This is a genomic window from Streptomyces sp. NPDC059743, assembly GCF_042732975.1.
Lineage (GTDB): Bacteria > Actinomycetota > Actinomycetes > Streptomycetales > Streptomycetaceae > Streptomyces.
Window position 1 is genome coordinate 49,191 of record NZ_JBHWGS010000007.1, and the last position, 19,736, is coordinate 68,926.

13 protein-coding genes are annotated in these 19,736 nt (G+C 69.0%); 10 read left to right on the plus strand and 3 right to left on the minus strand.

Annotation, left to right across the window (positions count from 1 at the left end):
• Positions 1-80 precede the first annotated feature (80 nt).
• Together ACFV6H_RS14820 and hflX are read left to right on the plus strand one after the other, a co-directional pair.
• Entirely contained in the window at positions 81-1,679 is a 1,599-nt protein-coding gene (locus tag ACFV6H_RS14820; RefSeq protein ID WP_385541685.1) for a M1 family metallopeptidase, read from the plus strand.
• A gap of 124 nt (positions 1,680-1,803) precedes the next feature.
• Positions 1,804-3,294: a GTPase HflX gene (gene hflX, locus ACFV6H_RS14825; protein WP_385541687.1), complete on the plus strand. Its 1,491-nt coding sequence runs from the start codon at positions 1,804-1,806 to the stop codon at positions 3,292-3,294.
• Positions 3,295-3,425: 131 nt separating this feature from the next.
• Here hflX and ACFV6H_RS14830 read toward each other — a convergent pair whose 3' ends face one another.
• Complete coding sequence (locus tag ACFV6H_RS14830) at positions 3,426-4,652, minus strand: trypsin-like serine peptidase (RefSeq protein ID WP_385541689.1); 1,227 nt, start codon at positions 4,650-4,652, stop codon at positions 3,426-3,428.
• A 303-nt stretch (positions 4,653-4,955) separates the two neighbouring features.
• On the opposite strand from ACFV6H_RS14830, the gene ACFV6H_RS14835 reads away from it, so the two are divergent.
• The 5 genes from ACFV6H_RS14835 (at position 4,956) to ACFV6H_RS14855 (ending at position 13,293) form a co-directional block, all read left to right on the plus strand.
• Positions 4,956-6,506: an aminotransferase class III-fold pyridoxal phosphate-dependent enzyme gene (locus tag ACFV6H_RS14835; RefSeq protein ID WP_385541691.1), complete on the plus strand. Its 1,551-nt coding sequence runs from the start codon at positions 4,956-4,958 to the stop codon at positions 6,504-6,506.
• A 26-nt stretch (positions 6,507-6,532) separates the two neighbouring features.
• A complete protein-coding gene (locus tag ACFV6H_RS14840; RefSeq protein ID WP_385541693.1) occupies positions 6,533-8,461 on the plus strand; it encodes an IucA/IucC family protein in 1,929 nt (642 codons plus the stop codon).
• Positions 8,462-8,502: 41 nt separating this feature from the next.
• Entirely contained in the window at positions 8,503-9,252 is a 750-nt protein-coding gene (locus ACFV6H_RS14845) for a GNAT family N-acetyltransferase (protein ID WP_385541695.1), read from the plus strand.
• Between the two features lie 250 nt (positions 9,253-9,502).
• The gene (locus ACFV6H_RS14850; protein WP_385542098.1) at positions 9,503-11,284 is read left to right on the plus strand and encodes an IucA/IucC family protein; all 1,782 of its coding nucleotides are present in this window, start codon (positions 9,503-9,505) and stop codon (positions 11,282-11,284) included.
• Between the two features lie 38 nt (positions 11,285-11,322).
• Positions 11,323-13,293, plus strand: a complete 1,971-nt coding sequence (locus tag ACFV6H_RS14855) for an ATP-dependent DNA helicase (protein ID WP_385541697.1) — start codon at positions 11,323-11,325, stop codon at positions 13,291-13,293.
• A 96-nt stretch (positions 13,294-13,389) separates the two neighbouring features.
• Here the strand turns inward: ACFV6H_RS14855 and lexA are convergent, their stop codons facing one another.
• Positions 13,390-14,175: a transcriptional repressor LexA gene (lexA, locus tag ACFV6H_RS14860; protein WP_066946872.1), complete on the minus strand. Its 786-nt coding sequence runs from the start codon at positions 14,173-14,175 to the stop codon at positions 13,390-13,392.
• 491 nt (positions 14,176-14,666) lie between these two features.
• On the opposite strand from lexA, the gene nrdR reads away from it, so the two are divergent.
• Together nrdR and ACFV6H_RS14870 are read left to right on the plus strand one after the other, a co-directional pair.
• A complete protein-coding gene (gene nrdR / locus ACFV6H_RS14865) occupies positions 14,667-15,176 on the plus strand; it encodes a transcriptional regulator NrdR (RefSeq protein ID WP_093598544.1) in 510 nt (169 codons plus the stop codon).
• A 145-nt stretch (positions 15,177-15,321) separates the two neighbouring features.
• A complete protein-coding gene (locus ACFV6H_RS14870; protein ID WP_385541700.1) occupies positions 15,322-18,228 on the plus strand; it encodes a vitamin B12-dependent ribonucleotide reductase in 2,907 nt (968 codons plus the stop codon).
• A 132-nt stretch (positions 18,229-18,360) separates the two neighbouring features.
• Here the strand turns inward: ACFV6H_RS14870 and ACFV6H_RS14875 are convergent, their stop codons facing one another.
• On the minus strand, positions 18,361-18,888 hold the full coding sequence (locus ACFV6H_RS14875; RefSeq protein ID WP_202450142.1) for a TerD family protein: 528 nt from the start codon (positions 18,886-18,888) through the stop codon (positions 18,361-18,363).
• Positions 18,889-19,093: 205 nt separating this feature from the next.
• Here ACFV6H_RS14875 and ACFV6H_RS14880 point away from each other — a divergent pair, with 205 nt between their 5' ends.
• Positions 19,094-19,699 carry a YdbC family protein gene (locus ACFV6H_RS14880; protein WP_093598550.1) on the plus strand — a complete coding sequence of 202 codons (606 nt, stop codon included), beginning with the start codon at positions 19,094-19,096 and terminating at the stop codon, positions 19,697-19,699.
• Positions 19,700-19,736 lie beyond the last annotated feature (37 nt).

Sequence of the window (19,736 nt, forward strand, 5' to 3'; positions counted from 1 at the left end):
ACCGCTCTGACCTGCCCCTTTCGGGTGGGTACGGAGCGCGCCGTCGGTGCGGGTCCGTCGGGCGCTGATAGCCGTGGTCCATGCCGTTCACCTCCCGCCGACTGCGCGCCGCCCTGCTGGCCGCCGCCTCGGCCACTCTTGTCGCCGCGACGCTGCCCCCGCCCGAGCCGCTCGGTATCGGCGATCCGCTCTTCCCGTACCTCGGCAATCCCGGTTACGACGTACTGAACTACGACCTCGACTTCACCTATCACGGTGACAACACCAAGCCCCTGGACGCCATCACCAGAATCAGCGCGCTCACGACGCAGCGGCTGAGGCGGATCAATCTCGACTTCACCCAGGGCACGGTCCGCTCGGTCGAGGTCAATGGCGCGCCCGCCGAGTTCACGACGGCCGGTGAGGATCTGGTGATCACACCGGACGAGGCCGTCGACGAGGACGCGCGTATGCGGATCACCGTTCATCACACCAGTGACACGGACGGCAAGGAGGGCGGCTGGGTCCGTACCACCGACGGACTGGCGATGGCCAACCAGGCCGATGCCGCGCGCCGTGTCTTTCCCAGCAACGACCATCCTGCGGACAAGGCCTACTTCACCTTCCGTATCACCGCTCCCGCGCGGCTGACGGCGGTGGCCAACGGGCTGCCCGAGGCGACATCCCGCCAGGGCGCGACCAGGACCTGGACCTATCGCACCCGTCATCCCATGGCCACGGAACTGGCGCAGGTCTCGATCGGCGACTCGGCCGTCGTCCACCGCGAAGGGCCGCACGGACTGCCCGTACGGGATGTGGTGCCGGCCGCCGACCGCGAGAAGCTGGAGCCCTGGCTGAAGAAGACACCGGCCCAACTCCGCTGGATGGAGCAGCAGGTGGGGCCGTATCCGTTCGAGACGTACGGCGTGCTGATCGCGGGCGCCGACACGGGCTTCGAGTTGGAGACACAGACGCTCACGCTCTTCGAACGCTCGCTGTTCACACGTCCCGAGTACCCGGGGTGGTACGTCGACGCGGTGATGGTCCATGAGCTGGCCCACCAGTGGTTCGGCAACAGCGTCTCGCCGCGAACCTGGTCGGATCTCTGGCTCAACGAAGGGCACGCCACCTGGTACGAGGCGCGGTACGCGCAGGAGTTCGCCAAGAAGTCGCTGGAGTCGCGGATGCGGAACGCGTATCTCCGCTCCGACACCTGGCGCGCGGCCGGCGGCCCTCCCGCCGCGCCCGAGCCTCCGACACCAGGGCAGCAGATCAGCCTCTTCCGGCCGGTGGTGTACGACGGCAGCGCCCTGGTGCTCTACGCGCTGCGGCAGGAGATCGGCGGGAGCGCCTTCGGGCGGCTGGAGCGCGACTGGGTACGGATCCACCAGGACGGGACGGCGACCACCGAGGACTTCGTCTCGCTGGCGTCGCGGATCGCGGGACGTGATCTGTCGGCCTTCTTCACGGCGTGGCTGTACGGGCGGAAGACTCCGCCGATGCCGGGCCACCCGGACTGGCGGAGCGAGCCGCCCAAGGCTCAGCGGCCGTCGCCCGGAGTGACGGGCCCCACCTCGTCCGCAGTCCCCGAGCAGACCGCGAGGCAGACCACGCCCGGTGACACCGCCTGGGACTCGCGGCACCGCCCGGGATCCGTTACCGCGCCGTTCCTCATGGCACCGTCCGGCGACGGAGCGTGAAACCCGGGTGACGGCCGGGCGGAACCGTGTCACCATCGACATGTCGGCGGCGCGGCCGGGAATCATTCCGGTTCGTCACGCGTTGTGACTGCTGTAACGGACTCTCATTCGACGTAAGGATCCAATGACCTCCTCTTCATCCCCTTCCCAGGACGCGCGGGATTCCGCGGACCTCCGCACGGACAGCCTTCGAGCCGATGCCCTGATGGAAGAGGACGTCGCCTGGAGCCACGAGATCGACGGAGAGCGGGACGGCGACCAGTTCGACCGCTCCGACCGCGCGGCGCTGCGGCGAGTGGCGGGCCTCTCCACCGAGCTGGAGGACGTCACCGAGGTCGAGTACCGACAGCTCCGTCTGGAGCGCGTCGTACTGGTCGGTGTATGGACCTCCGGGACCGTGCAGGATGCCGAGAACTCCCTCGCGGAGCTCGCGGCCCTCGCCGAGACGGCGGGCGCGCTGGTGCTGGACGGTGTGATCCAGCGCCGTGACAAGCCCGATCCGGCCACCTACATCGGCTCCGGCAAGGCCCAGGAGCTGCGGGACCTGGTGCTGGACAGCGGCGCGGACACCGTCGTGTGCGACGGTGAGCTGAGCCCCGGCCAGCTCATCCATCTCGAAGATGTCGTCAAGGTCAAGGTTGTCGACCGTACGGCCCTGATCCTGGACATCTTTGCCCAGCACGCCAAGTCCCGGGAGGGCAAGGCACAGGTCGCGCTCGCCCAGATGCAGTACATGCTGCCGAGGCTGCGCGGCTGGGGCCAGTCGCTGTCCCGGCAGATGGGCGGCGGCGGCAGTGGCGGTATGGCCACCCGAGGCCCCGGTGAGACCAAGATCGAGACGGACCGGCGACGGATCCGCGAGAAGATGGCGAAAATGCGCCGGGAGATCGCGGAGATGAAGACCGGCCGTGAGATCAAGCGCCAGGAGCGACGGCGCAACAGGGTGCCGTCGGTCGCGATCGCCGGATACACCAACGCGGGCAAGTCCTCCCTGCTCAACCGGCTCACCGGCGCGGGCGTGCTCGTGGAGAACGCGCTGTTCGCCACACTGGACCCGACCGTGCGCCGGGCCGAGACACCGGGCGGCCGGATCTACACCTTGGCCGACACGGTCGGATTCGTCCGGCATCTGCCGCACCACCTCGTCGAGGCCTTCCGTTCCACGATGGAGGAGGTCGGCGACTCCGACCTGATCCTGCATGTGGTGGACGGCTCGCATCCCGTGCCGGAGGAGCAGCTGGCCGCCGTGCGCGAGGTGATCCGCGATGTGGGCGCGGTGAATGTACGCGAGGTCGTGGTGATCAACAAGGCCGATGCCGCCGATCCGCTGGTCCTCCAGCGGCTGCTGCGTACGGAGCGGCACGCGATCGCCGTCTCGGCCCGCACGGGCGCGGGAATCGCTGAGCTGCTCGCGCTGATCGACGCCGAACTGCCCAGGCCCGAGGTGGAGGTCGAGGTGCTTCTGCCGTACACCCAGGGCGGGCTGGTCTCGCGGGTGCACGCCGAGGGCGAGGTGCTCTCCGAGGAGCACTCTCCGGAGGGCACGGTGCTCAAGGCGCGTGTCCATGAGGAGCTGGCCGCGGCGCTCGCTCCCTATGTGCCGGTCGCCCGCTGACCGTACGGATGCCGACGTGGCGTAGAACCGACGCGGTGGCGTAGATACGACGGAGGCCCGTCTCCCTCTTGCTCAGAGGGAGACGGGCCTCCGTCATGATCATCGGCCGGATGACCACCGGCCCGCGGCCGTCACTGACCTGCGAACTTCTCGCTGACTCCGTCGTAGATGCCCTTGGCGACATCGCCGAGGCGCGGTCCTGCCAGCCAGCCCGCAGTGACCGGGCCTATGGAGGTGTTGGAGACCAGCGCGGGCTTGCCGTCCTGGCCGGCCGCGACCCAGCCGCCGCCGGACGAGCCGCCCGTCATGGTGCAGCCGACGCGGTACATCGTCGGATCCTCCGCGTTCAGCGACAGCCGGCCCGGCTTGTCCTCGCACTGGAAGAGCTTCTGGCCGTCGAACGGCGGCGCCGCCGGATAACCGGTCGCCGTCATGCTCGCGATGTTCGGCGTGGCCGGAGCGTTGAAGTCCACCGGCAGCGCCGAACCGACCGTCTCCTCCAGCGACTTGCCGTCACTGCCCTTCTCCGGCGTGACATGGATCACCGCGAAGTCGTACGGAGCGCCCTGACCGCCGGTCGAGGCGCCCTGGGCTATCCACTGCTCGGAGGTCTGCGCCCAGTCGGCCCACCACACTCCGTGCGGTGCCACCTTCTCCTCGCCGGCGCTCTCCAGTTCGGCCGTCGACAGGCCGTCGTTGTTGTACGACGGGACGAAGGCGAGGTTGCGGTACCAGCCGCCGGACTTGCCCGCGTGCACACAGTGGCCCGCCGTCCAGACCATATTGGACTGGCCGGGGTGGGCCGGGTCCTGGACCACGGTCGCCGAGCAGACCATCGAACCTTCGGGCCCGTCGAAGAACAGCTTGCCCGCCTCGGGCACGTTGTCCCCGTACGGCGTGCTCACCGGCTGCGCGGTGACCGGCTGCGGAGTCGGGTCGGTGACTCCCTCGTCGCCGGAGATGTCCTGCTCCTCGACGGGCCGCTCGGGCGGCTGCTCCGCGTCCCGCATACGGTCCGGATCCCAGAGGTCCTCGATGATCGGATTGACGAAGTCCCTGGCCTCACGGAGCCACTTGTCCTTGTCCCAGTTCTTCCACTCGCCGCCGCGCCACTTGTCCAGATCGATCCCGTGCTCCTTGAGCCGGTCCTTGAGATCGTCGGGAATCGTGATCTTGCCGTCGGACGACAGACCGCCGGAGTCACCCGGCTGGGCGGCGGCATTCTCCTCGCCCGTGCCGCAGGCGGTGGCCGTCAGCGCGAGCGCCACCGCGATCGAGGCCGCGGCCAGGGCGGGGGAGAATCCGCGCCGTGTGCTCCTTCCACGGCGTGCGGCGAGCGTCGGGCGAATGGGTCGCATGGCGTGATCCCCCTGGGACTTCGGAACAGTTCGGAACAGTTCGTACGGAAAGCGAACGACGAACCCCGGGCGCGGTGTTGAGGCCGGGGCAAGACCCTCCACTATGCCGGTGCCGATGGTGACGGCGCACGGCAGGGCTCCGGTTCCATGAGGTCGTAAGGATCTTTCGGCAGCCCGTGATCCGCGGCTTCCCGCGTCGTTGGTAGGTACGGGGGACCCGGCAGGCGTTCACCGTCGAACATTCGGCGGGCGGGCGCCGTACTGACATGCGACCGGACCGTGACAGCGGGAGGACCGAACGCCGTGGCCGTGACCGAACCCGCTCCGGCGGCGCCCACCGTCGTGCACGAGGGTATTCTCCGGCGCCAGTCCCTTCGTGAATCGGCGGCCCGCACCTATGCGAGATCGCTGCCCGTCGTACCGGTGCGCGCGCGAGGGCTGACGATCGAAGCGGCGGACGGGCGGCGGTATCTGGACTGTCTCTCCGGCGCGGGCGCGCTGGCTCTCGGACACAACCATCCGGTCGTCCTGGAGGCGATCAGAAAGGTTCTCGACTCCGGCGCGCCGCTGCATGTCCCCGATCTCGCCACGCCCGTGCAGGACGCCTTCACCACCGAGCTGTTCGCCACGCTGCCACGGCGGTTCGCCGAGAACGCACGGGTGCGGTTCTGCGGTCCCGCGGCCACCGACGCCGTGGAGGCTGCCGTCGAGCTCGTCCGTACCGCCACCGGCCGTGACGGTCTGCTCGCCTTCACCGGCGCGCACCACGGGACGACGGCCGGCGCCCTCGCCGCCTCCGGCGCTGCCCAGGACGTACGGGTGACGCGGCTGCCCTATCCGTACGACTACCGCTGTCCCTTCGGTGTCGGCGGCGAACGCGGCGCCGAACTCGCCGCCCGCTGGACCGAGAACCTCCTCGCCGACGCCGACGCCGATCCCGACGACCTCGACGGCGGAGTGCCGCCCTTCGCCGGAATGATCCTCGAACCGGTCCAGGGTGAGGGCGGAGTGATTCCCGCGCCCGACACCTGGCTGCGCAGGATGCGCGCGCTGACCGCGGACCGGTCCATTCCGCTCATCGCCGACGAGATAGAGACCGGAGTAGGGCGGACCGGCACCTTCTGGGCGGTGGAGCACAGTGGGATCGTCCCCGATGTGATGGTGCTCTCCAAAGCGATCGGCGGCTCCCTTCCACTGGCCGCGATCGTGTACGACTCGGACCTCGAAAGCAGGCCGCCCGGAGACCGTACGGACACCTTCCGCGGCAATCAGCTCGCGATGGCGGCGGGCGCGGCCACCCTCGCGTACGTACGGCGCAACAAGCTCGCCGATCGTGCCGCCCTCCTTGGCGCGCGCATGCTGGGCCGGCTCCAGGGGCTCGCCGCGAGCCACCACTGTGTCGGAGACGTACGCGGCCGTGGTCTCATGATCGGTGTGGAACTCGTCGCCCCGGCGGCCGGTGACCCCGCGCCACCTGCCCCCGAACCAGGCCCTGTCCGGCCGGTCTTCGTGGGCCCGGAACGCCCGGCACGGCACCTCGCCGCGTTGTCGGAGTTGCCCGAGTACATCCAGTACACGGGCAATCCTCCGCCTTGCGATGCACCGCACCGGACGCCCCGGGCTGATCCACGAAGACCGACCGGACAGGACCTGGCCGCCGCCGTCCAGCGGGAGTGCCTGAGCCGCGGTCTCATCGTCGGACTCGGCGGACGCCGGTCCGCCGTCGTACGTCTCCTGCCTCCTCTCACGCTCACCGATGAACAGGCCGGTGCGGTTGTCGACCGCTTCGCCGATGCCCTGGCCGCCGCGGAGCGAGCCGCGCTCCGCCGGAGCGAAGCCGGTCTGTCCCACTGACCCCGGACACCCTCAAGGAAGCCCGCGTGAACCCCACTCCCTCACCCGATGTGCCCGAGGCCGACGGCCGTTCCACCGCCCACTCCGTGAGCCATGACCGAGGGCACGAACGAGGACACGATCCGGCCCGGGCCGCCGGCACCGTCGGATCCCCGACCGTGCCACGGCAGCAGGAGGGCGGCTTCGACGAGCAACTCCTCACCGCGGCCCGACCGTTCGCCGGTCCCACGGCGGCGACCGACCAGCTCGACCATCCCGACCCGCAGAAGGCGGCCGACGCGGCGGCCACCGAGAATCTGCTGCGCTGCTGGGTCCGGGAGACCGATCTGCCGCGCCCTGAGGGCTCCGTGCTGCGGATCCCGCTCGAAGCCAGCGGCACCGCCCTTCTCGTGCCCGTCCGGTACTGGTCGGCCACCGGCTGGCACCGCTTCGGCATGCCCTTCCTGGAGAACGCTCCTCAGGACGCGCCTGCCGCCGAAGCCGTCACCGTCGCCGCGCTCCTCGGCCGTGAGTCGGGCCGCTACCAGGGAGCCGATCTGGTCGGCCGCGTCGCCAACTCCCTCGGCCACACGGCTGAATTCCTCGCCGACCGGCGCCGCCGCCCGGGCGCGGGAGCCGGCGCCGACCTCTTCCTCACCGGCGAGCAGTCACTGATCCTCGGCCATCCTCTGCACCCCACGCCCAAGAGCCGGGACGGACTCTCCGAGGCCGAAGCCCGGCTCTACTCACCCGAGTTGCGCGGCTCCTTCCCGCTCCACTGGATGGCCGTCGACCGGTCCGTACTGGCCACCGACTCGGCCTGGACCGAGCAGGGCCGTATCGTGCCCGCCGAGCTGCTCACCACCCGACTCCTCGGCGACGTTCCTCTGCCAGGTCACACCGTCCCGCTGCCTCTCCATCCCTGGCAGGCACGCGAGTTGAGGCACCGCCCGGCCGTCGCCGCACTGCTCGACGCGGGCCTTCTGCACGATCTGGGGCCTCAGGGCGCTCCGTGGCATCCCACCTCCTCGATCCGTACGGTCCACCGGTCCGGCGTCCCCGCCATGCTCAAGCTCTCGCTGGGCCTGCGTATCACCAACTCCCGCCGTGAGAACCTCCGCAAGGAGCTCCACCGCGGTGTCGAGGTGCACCGGCTGCTCCGCAGCGGACTCGCCAAGGAGTGGCAGGCCGCGCATCCCGGCTTCGACATCGTCCGTGACCCGGCCTGGCTCGCCGTCGACACTCCGGACGGTGAAGCGGTCGGCGGACTCGATGTCATGGTGCGTCACAACCCGTTCGCGCCGGGCGACGACGCCGTCTGTATCGCCGGACTGACCGCTCCTCGGCCCTATCCCGGCCGCACCGGCACCCATTCGCGTCTGGCCGAGATCGTCCTCGCCCTCGCCGCCCGCACCGGCCGTTCCCGCGCCGCCGTGTCCGCCGAGTGGTTTCTGCGCTATCTCGACCAGGTCGTACGCCCGGTGCTCTGGCTCGACGGCACGGCGGGCATTGCCCTGGAGGCCCACCAGCAGAACACCCTGGTGCTCCTCGACTCCGACGGCTGGCCCATCGGCGGCCGTTACCGCGACAACCAGGGCTACTACTTCCGTGAATCCCACCGCCGCTCCCTGGAACGACGCCTTCCCGGCATCGGCTCGGTCAGCGACACCTTCGTCTCCGACGAGGTCACCGACGAGCGCTTCGTCTACTACCTCGGCATCAACAATGTCCTCGGTCTGATCGGCGCGTTCGGCGCACAGGGGCTCGCCGACGAGCGCGTCCTGATCGCCGCCCTCCGCCAGTTCCTCGCCGGAGCCGAAGGGCTCGGCTCGTCCCTGCCCGGTCGGCTTCTGGAACCCGCCACGCTGCGCTGCAAGGCCAATCTGCTCACCCGGCTGCACGGTCTTGACGAGCTGGTCGGGCCTGTGGACACCCAGTCCGTCTATGTCACCATCGCCAATCCCCTTCGCCAGTGAAGGAACACGACCCGTCCGAACTGCTGAGAGGAGAGCGCCCAGTGCCTCCCACCGATGCGAGCGCCGATACCGGAGCCGGCTCCGGAGCCAGCTTCACGCCGAGAACTGGCGGGGGCACCGAGGACACCCTCGACCTGCGGCTGCCCGACGAGCTCATCGCGCTGTTCGGAGAGGACGGGCCGACGGCCCTGGAGCCGTCGCCCGGCGCCGCCCCGGCCGGCGATCTGCTCGACAGTCCCGCCGGCTGGGGTCCCGCCGCGACCCCGGCCGGTGTCTTCCAGCTCGTCCCGGTCCGTATCGAGCGTGATGTGTCGCTGGTCAGCCGCTGGATGAACGATCCCGCGGTCGCGGCATTCTGGGAGCTGGCGGGTCCGGAGTCCGTCACCGCCGCCCATCTGCGCCCTCAGCTCGACGGCGACGGCCGCAGTGTCCCCTGTCTCGGTGCCCTTGCCGGCGTTCCGATGAGCTACTGGGAGATCTACCGCGCCGACCTCGATCCTCTCGCGCGCCACTACCCCGCCCGCCCGCACGACACCGGAATCCATCTGCTGCTGGGTGGCGTCGCCGACCGCGGTCGCGGTGTCGGCACCGCCCTCCTCAGGGCCGTCTCCGATCTCATCCTCGATCACCGTCCTCGCTGCGCGCGCGTTGTCGCCGAGCCCGACCTGCGCAACACACCTTCCGTCTCCGCCTTCCTCAGCGCCGGCTTCCGCTTCTCGGCGGAGGTCGACCTGCCCGACAAGCGAGCCGCTCTCATGGTCCGCGACCGCGCTCTTCGCGACCTGCTCTGAACGATCCGCTGCGTCACCCACACCACTCGATCGCCTTACCTGCACCGCTCGATCCCCATCGGTTCCATCCCGAGGAGTCCTTGTGCCGAAGTCACCTGCCACCCATGACTCCCCTGCCGTCCACGACGCCACCGCCGTCCACGACTCCCTCACCGCTCCCGACTCGTCAGCCGCTCGCGACTCGTCAGCCGCTCCCGATTCCTCGGCCGCTCCCGGCTCCGCCACCGCCGACTCCACCGCCCTCACTCCGCTGTTCTCGCCGCCCGAGCTGAACGCCCGGGCCTGGGACCGGGCGGCCGGCCGTCTCCTCGCCAAACTCCTCGGCGAATTCGCGTACGAGCAGATCATCGAGCCCGCGCCCGTCCCCGGCGCCGTCGACGGCCGGTACGCCCTCACGCTCGACAACGGAGAAACGTTCACCTTCCGCGCCACACGCGGTGCCTACGGCGACTGGCGCGTCGAACCGGGCTCCGTCGAGTACCGGAACCAGCCCTTCACCGACCCGCTCTGCTTTCTGCCGCTCGCCAGAGGGCTGCTCGGACTCGACGGCGAGACCCTCGGCCATCTCGTCCGCGAACTCACCACGACGCTCGCCGCCGACGCCAGACTCGACCACACCGCCCTCACCGCCGCGCGCCTCGCCGATCTCGACTACGCCGACCTCGAAGGACACCAGACCGGCCATCCCTGGATCGTCCTCAACAAGGGCCGCGTCGGCTTCTCCGCCACCGACGCCGCGCGCTGGGCGCCCGAGGCCCGTACTCCGGCCCGGCTCCCCTGGATCGCGGTCAGCACCACCCTCGCCACCTACCGGGGCGTATCCGCGCTGCGCACGCCCGACCTGCTCTACGGCCGCGAACTCGACTCCGCCGTCCGTGAGCGCTTCGACTCCGTCCTCCGGGACCGCGGCCTCGATCCCGCCACCTATCTCTATCTCCCTGTGCATCCCTGGCAGTGGGAGGAGATCCTGCTCCCGCTCTACGCTCCTGCCATAGCCCGGGGAGCGATCGTTCCGCTCCCCACCGACGGCGATCTGCGGCTGCCGCAGCAGTCCATCCGTACCTTCCTGAACATCGCACGTCCCGACCGGCACACGGTCAAGCTGCCCTTGTCCATCCTCAACACCCTTGTCTGGCGCGGACTGCCCACCGAGCGCACGCTCGCCGCACCCGCCGTCACCGCGTGGGTCCATGGAATACGGGACGCCGACGCCTTCCTGCGCGACGAGTGCGGTGTCATCCTGCTCGGCGAAGTCGCCTCCGTGACGGTCGAGCACCCGCTCTACGATCACCTCCCGGAGGTTCCGTACCAGTACAAGGAACTGCTCGGCGCGATCTGGCGCGAGCCTCTCCAGACCCGGCTCGCCACCGGTGAGCGCGCCCGTACGCTCGCCTCCCTCATCCATACGGATCCCGAGGGCAGAGCGTTCACCGCCGAACTCGTCGCCCGTTCCGGTCTGCCGCCCGCCCGCTGGCTCCAGCGGCTCTTCTCGGCGCTGCTGCCGCCTCTGCTGCACTTCCTCTACCGCTACGGAACGGTCTTCTCGCCGCACGGTGAGAACGCCATCGTCGTCTTCGACGACCAGGACGTCCCGGTACGGCTGGCGATCAAGGACTTCGTCGACGATGTGAACATCAGCGCCCAGCCGCTGCCCGAGCACGACGCGATGCCCGCGGATGTGAAGGACGTCCTCCTTACCGAGGAGCCGTCCTTCCTCATCCAGTTCATCCATTCAGGGCTCTTCGTCGGCGTCTTCCGCTATCTGGCACCGCTGTGCGAGGACCAACTCGGGCTGCCGGAGAAGGAGTTCTGGTCCCTCGTACGGGCGGAGATCCTGCGCCACCAGGCCCGGTTCCCGGAGCTGAAGCAGCGCTTCGAGACATTCGACCTGCTCACACCTCGTATCGAGCGTCTCTGCCTCAACCGCAACCGGCTCCATCTCGACGGTTACCGTGACCGCGCCCACCGGCCGCATGCCGCCGTGCACGGTACGGTTCCCAATCCGCTGGCGGCCGGACGACAGGACGAGTGATCGCTGTTGTCAGTGGCGACCCGTAGGGTGGTCGGGCTATGACGAAGCCATCACTCCCCGAGCTCCTCCACGCCGCCGTCAGCTCCGTCGGCGGCGTGGAACGGCCAGGCCAGGTCACCATGGCCGAGGCCGTCGCCGAAGCCATCGACGCCCCGTCCCATCTGCTCGTCCAGGCCGGCACCGGCACCGGCAAGTCGCTGGGCTATCTCGTGCCCGCGCTGGCACACGGCGAGCGGGTCGTGGTGGCCACGGCCACCCTGGCGTTGCAGCGCCAGCTCGTGGAGCGTGACCTTCCGCGCACGGTCGACGCGCTGCATCCGCTGCTGCGCAGACGTCCGGAATTCGCCATGCTCAAGGGCCGTTCCAACTATCTCTGTCTGCACAGGCTGCGCGAAGGCGTGCCGCAGGACGAGGAAGAGGGCCTCTTCGATCAGTTCGAGGCGGCGGCGCCCAGCAGCAAGCTGGGCCAGGACCTGCTGCGGATGCGGGACTGGGCGGACGAGACGGAGACGGGCGATCGCGACGATCTGACGCCCGGTGTCTCGGACCGTGCCTGGTCCCAGGTCTCCGTCTCGTCCCGGGAGTGCCTGGGCGCCACGAAATGCGCCTACGGCATGGAGTGCTTCGCCGAGCAGGCGCGGGAGCGCGCCAAGCTCGCCGAGGTTGTCGTCACCAACCACGCGCTCCTCGCGATCGACTCCATTGAGGGCGCGCCGGTGCTGCCCGAGCATGAGGTGCTGATCGTCGACGAGGCCCATGAGCTGGTCTCACGGGTCACCGGAGTCGCCACGGGCGAGCTGACTCCCGGACAGGTGCATCGCGCGGTGCGCCGCTCGGCGAAGCTGGTGAACGAGAAGGCGGCGGACGCTCTCCAGACGGCGGCCGAGACCTTCGAGCGGCTGATGGAGCTGGCCCTTCCCGGTCGGCTCGAAGAGATCCCGGAGGATCTCGGCTATGCCCTGATGGCGCTGCGCGACGCGGCCCGTACGGTCATCTCGGCACTGGGCTCGACACGCGACAAGTCCGTACAGGACGAGGACGTCGTACGGAAGCAGGCGCTGGCGTCCGTCGAGTCCGTCCACGCGGTGGCGGAGCGGATCGCCAACGGCTCGGAGTACGACGTCGTCTGGTACGAGCGGCACGACCGGTTCGGCGCCTCCCTCCGGGTCGCACCGCTCTCGGTGTCGGGACTGCTGCGGGAGAAGCTCTTCGCCGACCGCTCCGTCGTCCTCACCTCCGCCACGCTCAAGCTCGGTGGTGACTTCAATGGAGTGGGCGCCTCGCTCGGTCTGGCGCCGGAAGGTACGGAAGGGGACGACATTCCGCAGTGGAAGGGCATCGATGTCGGCTCGCCGTTCGACTACCGCAAGCAGGGCATTCTTTATGTCGCGCGCCATCTCGCCACACCGGGACGGGAGGGCTCGCGCGGCGACATGATGGATGAGCTGGCGGAGCTGGTGGAGGCGGCGGGCGGCCGTACGCTCGGGCTCTTCTCCTCGATGCGGGCCGCCCAGGCCGCGGCGGAAGAGCTGCGCGGCAGGATGGATGTGCCGATTCTGCTCCAGGGCGAGGAGACGCTCGGCGAGCTGATCAAGGCGTTCGCCGCCGATCCGAGGACCTGTCTGTTCGGCACGCTCTCGCTGTGGCAGGGCGTCGATGTGCCGGGGCCCAGCTCTCAGCTTGTGGTGATGGACCGCATTCCCTTCCCGCGCCCTGACGATCCGCTGATGAGCGCGCGCCAGAAGGCGGTGGAGGAAGCAGGCGGCAATGGGTTTATGGCGGTGGCCGCGACGCATGCCGCCCTGCTCATGGCCCAGGGCGCCGGACGGCTCGTACGGGCGACCGGGGACCGCGGCGTGGTGGCCGTGCTCGATCCGAGGCTGGCCAATGCCCGGTACGGCAGCTTTCTGCGCGCCTCACTGCCCGATTTCTGGTACACCACGGACCGTGATCAGGTACGGCGGTCCCTCGCGGCGATCGATGCCGTGGCCCAGGCCGCCGGAGAGTAGTCGTCGTAGGCACCGGGGCCTGCTCGTTCAGGGCGTGAAGCAGGCCCCGGGACCGGCGCAGGGAGTCCCGGGGCCCGGTCGGAGCCGGTGGAATCGTCACACCCGGCGCAGGACCGCGACCACCTTGCCGAGGATCGTCGCCTCATCACCGGGGATCGGTTGATATGCCGCGTTGTGCGGGAGCAGCCAGACATGGCCGTCCTCGCGGCGGAAGCGCTTGACCGTGGCCTCACCGTCCAGCATCGCGGCGACGATGTCACCGTTCTCCGCGACCGGCTGGCGGCGGACCGTCACCCAGTCACCGTCACAGATCGCGGCCTCGATCATCGAATCGCCGACGACCTTGAGGACGAACAGCTCTCCGTCCCCGACCAGCTGGCGGGGGAGCGGGAAGACATCCTCGACCGACTCCTCGGCGAGGATCGGTCCGCCCGCGGCGATCCGGCCGACCAGCGGGACATACGAGGCGGCGGGCTTGCCGGTCGTGTCCGTCTGCTGGGTGCTCGGCTGGTCCGATCCGCGTACCTCGTACGCCCTGGGCCGGTGCGGGTCGCGGCGCAGAAAGCCCTTGCGCTCCAGAGCCATGAGCTGATGGGCGACCGACGAGGTGCTGGAGAGGCCCACGGCCTGGCCGATCTCCCGCATCGAGGGCGGATAGCCGCGCCGCTGGACGGAGTCGCGGATGACCTCGATGACCCTCCGCTGCCGGTCCGTGAGGCCGGAGCTGTCCGCCCTGATTCCGGGAGGCCGGCCGGGCAGTGACCGGGTGGGCTTGGGCCCCTCCGGGTTCATGATCGCGTCATTCATGGCATGCACCGGCTCGAGTCGGCTCTGGGAGCGGTCCTGGGCAGTGATGGTGGCGCTGTCTGCGGTGGTGGTCACGTCGGGCCCCTCTCGAAATGTTCTCCCTAGCTGGACAACGGTAGTAGCTTTCGAAAGGTTGCGCCAAACACACGTTCGAGTGAAAAATCGTAGAGCGCCTGTCGTAAGTCTTCGGCTAGGTGTATGGGCCCTGTCTGTGGCCGTATGCGGCCCGCTCGTCACGGTACCGTTCACGGCCGTGGAGCCGTGGTCCGGGGCGCGGTTCGAGTCTTCCACCGGGCGGGCCGGAACCTGCGCCGCCGCGCCCTTCCCGTACTCTCGTGGCCGGTCCGCGCGGCTGCGCGGGACCCGCCTCCGTATACGACACGCGCCAGGGCCTAGGATGCGGTCAAACCCCAGATCTAGTGGTTGGATTGTCGCAGCCACCCAGAAGTTGTGGTCCCTGGTCTCGGTCGGCCGAGGCCATCGCCTATGCTGGGGGTTGCTTCGAGGGGCTCTTTCCGGGCCCTGACGGGGCTATTCAGTCACGCCGTGAAGGAGGGTTGGGAGCCATGTACTGTCCCTTCTGCAGGCACCCCGACAGCCGTGTCGTCGACAGCCGCACCACCGACGACGGGACGTCGATCCGGCGCCGTCGGCAGTGTCCCGACTGCTCCCGCCGTTTCACGACGGTGGAGACCGCCTCGCTGATGGTGATCAAGCGCAGCGGTGTGACCGAGCCCTTCAGCCGTACCAAGGTCATCTCCGGTGTGCGCAAGGCGTGCCAGGGACGGCCGGTCACCGAGGACGCCCTCGCCCAGCTCGGCCAGCGGGTCGAGGAAGCGCTGCGCGCCACCGGAAGCGCCGAGCTGACCACCCACGACGTGGGGCTGGCCATACTCGGCCCACTGCAGGAGCTCGACCTCGTCGCGTACCTGCGCTTCGCATCCGTGTACCGGGCGTTCGACTCGCTCGAAGACTTCGAGGCCGCCATCGCGGAACTGCGCGAGCGGCCTCCCGCAGACAAGTGCGGCGCCGGCGGGACCCACGAGGTCCCCGTGCCCGCCACCGTCGCGGACTGACCGGCCGGTCCCGTCCGGCCGCTCCGCGGCAACCAAGACCTGTCACGGGCGCCCCGCGCGCACCCGAGGCATTTTCGACACACACCCCGTGCCACGGGAAGAGCATGGCACTTCAGGGCGTTTTTGTACGTATATGGGAGGCGGCATGACAGAGACGACGAGCGGCCCGGCACGAGGTTCCCGAACCAAGGGGACCAAGGCCGGCAAGGGGCTGCGTATCGAGCGGATCCACACGACACCCGGCGTGCATCCGTACGACGAGGTGGTCTGGGAGCGCCGTGATGTCGTCATGACCAATTGGCGCGACGGCTCGGTCAATTTCGAGCAGCGTGGCGTCGAGTTCCCCGACTTCTGGTCGCTGAACGCGGTCAACATCGTCACCAGCAAGTACTTCCGCGGGGCCGTCGGCACTCCGCAGCGCGAGACCGGTCTGCGGCAGCTCATCGACCGGATCGTGAAGACCTACCGCAAGGCCGGCGAGGACTACCAGTACTTCGCCGCGCCCGCCGACGCCGAGATCTTCGAGCACGAGCTGGCGTACGCCCTCCTGCACCAGGTCTTCAGCTTCAACTCGCCGGTGTGGTTCAACGTCGGCACTCCGCAGCCGCAGCAGGTCTCGGCCTGCTTCATCCTCTCCGTCGACGACTCCATGGACTCGATCCTGGACTGGTACAAGGAAGAGGGGATGATCTTCAAGGGCGGCTCGGGCGCCGGTCTGAACCTCTCCAGGATCCGTTCCTCCAAGGAACTGCTCTCCTCCGGCGGCAATGCCTCGGGCCCGGTCTCCTTCATGCGCGGCGCCGACGCGTCCGCGGGAACGATCAAGTCCGGTGGCGCCACGCGGCGCGCGGCCAAGATGGTCATCCTCGATGTCGACCACCCCGACATCGAGGACTTCATCCAGACCAAGGTCAAGGAAGAGGAGAAGATCCGTGCCCTGCGGGACGCGGGCTTCGACATGGATCTGGGCGGCGACGACATCACGTCCGTCCAGTACCAGAACGCCAACAACTCGGTCCGTGTGAACGACGAGTTCATGAAGGCCGTCGAGAACGGCGACAAGTTCGGGCTGCGTGCCCGGATGACCGGTGATGTCATCGAAGAGGTCGAGGCCAAGGAGCTCTTCCGCAAGATGGCGGAGGCGGCATGGGCCTGTGCCGACCCGGGCATTCAGTACGACGACACGATCAACCGCTGGCACACCTGCCCCGAGTCCGGCCGGATCAACGGCTCGAACCCGTGCAGTGAGTACATGCACCTGGACAACACCTCGTGCAATCTGGCCTCCCTGAACCTGATGAAGTTCCTCAAGGACGACGGCAAGGGCAGCCAGTCCTTCGAGTCCGAGCGCTTCGCCAAGGTCGTCGAGCTGGTCATCACCGCGATGGACATCTCCATCTGCTTCGCGGACTTCCCCACGCAGAAGATCGGTGAGAACACCCGCGCCTTCCGCCAGCTCGGCATCGGCTACGCCAACCTCGGCGCCCTGCTGATGGCCACGGGCCACGCGTACGACTCCGACGGCGGCCGGTCCCTGGCCGGCGCCATCACCTCGCTGATGACGGGCACCTCCTACCGGCGCTCCGCCGAACTGGCCGCGGTCGTCGGTCCGTACGACGGTTACGCCCGCAACGCCGAGCCGCACAAGCGCGTCATGAAGCAGCACTCCGACGCCAACGCCACGGCCGTCCGTATCGACGATCTGGACACCCCGGTCTGGGCCGCCGCCACGGAGGCCTGGCAGGACGTCCTCCGTCTCGGCGAGAAGAACGGCTTCCGCAACGCCCAGGCCTCGGTCATCGCGCCCACCGGCACCATCGGTCTCGCGATGTCCTGCGACACCACCGGGCTGGAGCCCGACCTCGCCCTGGTCAAGTTCAAGAAGCTGGTCGGCGGCGGCTCGATGCAGATCGTCAACGGCACGGTGCCGCAGGCGCTGCGCCGCCTCGGCTACCAGCCGGAGCAGATCGAGGCGATCGTCGCCCATATCGCCGAGCACGGCAATGTGATCGACGCGCCCGGTCTGAAGACCGAGCACTACGAGGTCTTCGACTGCGCGATGGGCGAGCGCTCCATCTCCGCGATGGGCCATGTCCGCATGATGGCGGCCATCCAGCCGTGGATCAGCGGCGCGCTGTCCAAGACGGTGAACCTCCCGGAGAGCGCCACCGTCGAGGACGTCGAAGAGGTCTACTTCGAGGCGTGGAAGATGGGCGTCAAGGCGCTCGCGATCTACCGCGACAACTGCAAGGTCGGGCAGCCGCTCTCCGCGAAGAAGAAGGAGAAGGAGGTGCAGGGGAAGGTCGCGGAGAAGGCCGAGGACACCATCCGTCAGGCGGTGGAGAAGGTCATCGAGTACCGCCCGGTCCGCAAGCGTCTCCCCAAGGGCCGTCCCGGTCTCACCACCTCCTTCACGGTGGGCGGCGCCGAGGGCTATATGACCGCCAACTCCTATCCGGACGACGGTCTCGGCGAGGTCTTCCTCAAGATGTCCAAGCAGGGCTCGACTCTCGCGGGCATGATGGACGCCTTCTCGATCGCCGTCTCGGTCGGTCTTCAGTACGGTGTGCCGCTGGAGACGTATGTCTCCAAGTTCACCAATATGCGGTTCGAGCCGGCCGGTATGACGGACGACCCGGACGTACGGATGGCGCAGTCGATCGTCGACTACATCTTCCGCAGGCTCGCGCTGGACTTCCTGCCCTTCGAGACCCGCTCGGCCCTCGGGATCCACTCGGCCGAGGAGCGCCAGCGCCATCTCGACACCGGTTCGTACGAGCCGTCCCTTGACGACGAGACGCTGGACGCCGAGAGCCTCGTCCAGTCCGTGCCGCGCACACCGGAGCCGCTGAAGGCGGTCTCCGCGGCCGAGGTCGCAGGCCCGGCCGCGATCCCGGCCCCCAAGGAGGCGCACACCTCGGCCGAACTGGTCGAGATGCAACTCGGCATCAGCGCCGACGCACCGCTCTGCTTCTCCTGCGGCACGAAGATGCAGCGGGCGGGATCCTGCTACATCTGCGAGGGCTGCGGCTCCACGAGCGGCTGCAGCTGATACCGGTAGCACCGCCCGGTCTTCGGGCCGGGCGGTGCCGGCCGTCGGCGTAGTCCGAGTGGTGATTGGTGAAGGGGATCGGCCGTGGTCGGTCCCCTTTGTCGCGCCACCTTGTTTGTGCCATCGAGCCTGTCAGGCGGTGCCCATCAGGGCGCCGAAGGACTGTGGGTCGGTGTCGAAGCCGCGTACCGCCGTGTGGAACTGCCACGCACCCGAGGAGTCCCGCGTGAATTGCGCGAGAGTCGCCGCGGTGGCGTCGGGGACACCCGTGAAGTCGTGCTTCGCTAGCTCGGTGTATCCCTCCAGAACGCGGAGCTGAGGGCCGGCTATGTCGGCGAACGTCCTGCGTCCATGGCGCTGTTGAATGACCACGCCCACCACCACACGGTGATACGCGACCGCCAGCCGGTCCAGCTCCAGCGTCATCTCCTCGTCGGCGCCGAAGCCCTGGCCGGTCTGGCTGTCCCGGTCCAGAGTGATTGTGCCGTCCGGTGAGCGGCTTCCGAAGTGGACCAGATAGGCTGGCTTGTCGCTCGGGTCCTTCGACGTATAAGTCGCCGCGACGATATCGAGATCGTGCGGAGGCGCGCCCAAAGGACTGGGGTCCCATTTGAGCGTGACCTCGACCTTCGCCACTCCTCTGTTGAGACTGCTCACCAGTCTTCCCCCTCTTCGCAACCGGGCCGGATCTCCGGGCCTTGCACGCAAGGCTAGACCGGGGCACCGACAACAGGCGGCGCGATCTGTCCAGTTGACGCCACGTTGGCCGATACTCGCCGGGCCCCGTGTTCGTACCGCCGAGCCGGGTAGGGCGCACTCCGCCGGAGCGTGACCCGCGCCACGCTCCGCGCCGTACGATGGCGCGGTGCTGGTCAAGTGGACGCGCTGCACCGTGGTCGACCGACGAGGTTTTGAACGCGGGCAGCGGAAATGGGCGGGGTTGCTCGGTGAGCCGGGATTCCGGGGGCAGAGCGGGGGCTGGAGCCGGACGAAGCCGGGTGTGGCCCACGTCTTCGCGTTTTGGGAGAGCCGCGCGTTCTACGACTCGTTCATGGCGCGCTCCCACGACCGGCTGGCCGCCGCACAGTCGGGGACATACAGGGACGTCCAGGCCAAACTGTTCGATTACCGTTTTGATGTGAAGACCGGCTTCGAGCCACGCTTCACCGACGCGGATGTGGTCCGCGTCGCGCACTGCAAGGTCCACGAGGACCGTGTCGAGCACTTCGCGCTGATGCAGGAGAAGGTCTGGAATCCCGCGATGGCGGGATCGCCCGGGATGGTGCGCGGACTGTTCGGAGAGGCGCCCGGCCATGAGTTCATCGTGCTCTCGATGTGGCAGTCCGCGGCGGAGCACGGGAAGTACCGGGTCGAACGGGTGGAGCGGCTGACGCTGCGCGCGCAGACGGCGGCGGATGTGGCGGCGCTGGCCGGAGATGTCGTCGATCTTGAATCGACCTGGACGGTGTGACGCACCCCGCGCGCCAAGCGGTGGTACGGAGGCGTCC

What these genes read in the sequence shown, in the direction of transcription:
- ACFV6H_RS14820 (WP_385541685.1), top strand. Translation starts at nt 81, where the DNA reads ATGCCGTTCACCTCCCGCCGACTGCGCGCCGCCCTGCTGGCCGCCGCC.
- hflX (WP_385541687.1), top strand. Translation starts at nt 1,804, where the DNA reads ATGACCTCCTCTTCATCCCCTTCCCAGGACGCGCGGGATTCCGCGGAC.
- ACFV6H_RS14830 (WP_385541689.1), bottom strand. Translation starts at nt 4,652, where the DNA reads ATGCGACCCATTCGCCCGACGCTCGCCGCACGCCGTGGAAGGAGCACA.
- ACFV6H_RS14855 (WP_385541697.1), top strand. Translation starts at nt 11,323, where the DNA reads ATGACGAAGCCATCACTCCCCGAGCTCCTCCACGCCGCCGTCAGCTCC.
- nrdR (WP_093598544.1), top strand. Translation starts at nt 14,667, where the DNA reads ATGTACTGTCCCTTCTGCAGGCACCCCGACAGCCGTGTCGTCGACAGC.
- ACFV6H_RS14870 (WP_385541700.1), top strand. Translation starts at nt 15,322, where the DNA reads ATGACAGAGACGACGAGCGGCCCGGCACGAGGTTCCCGAACCAAGGGG.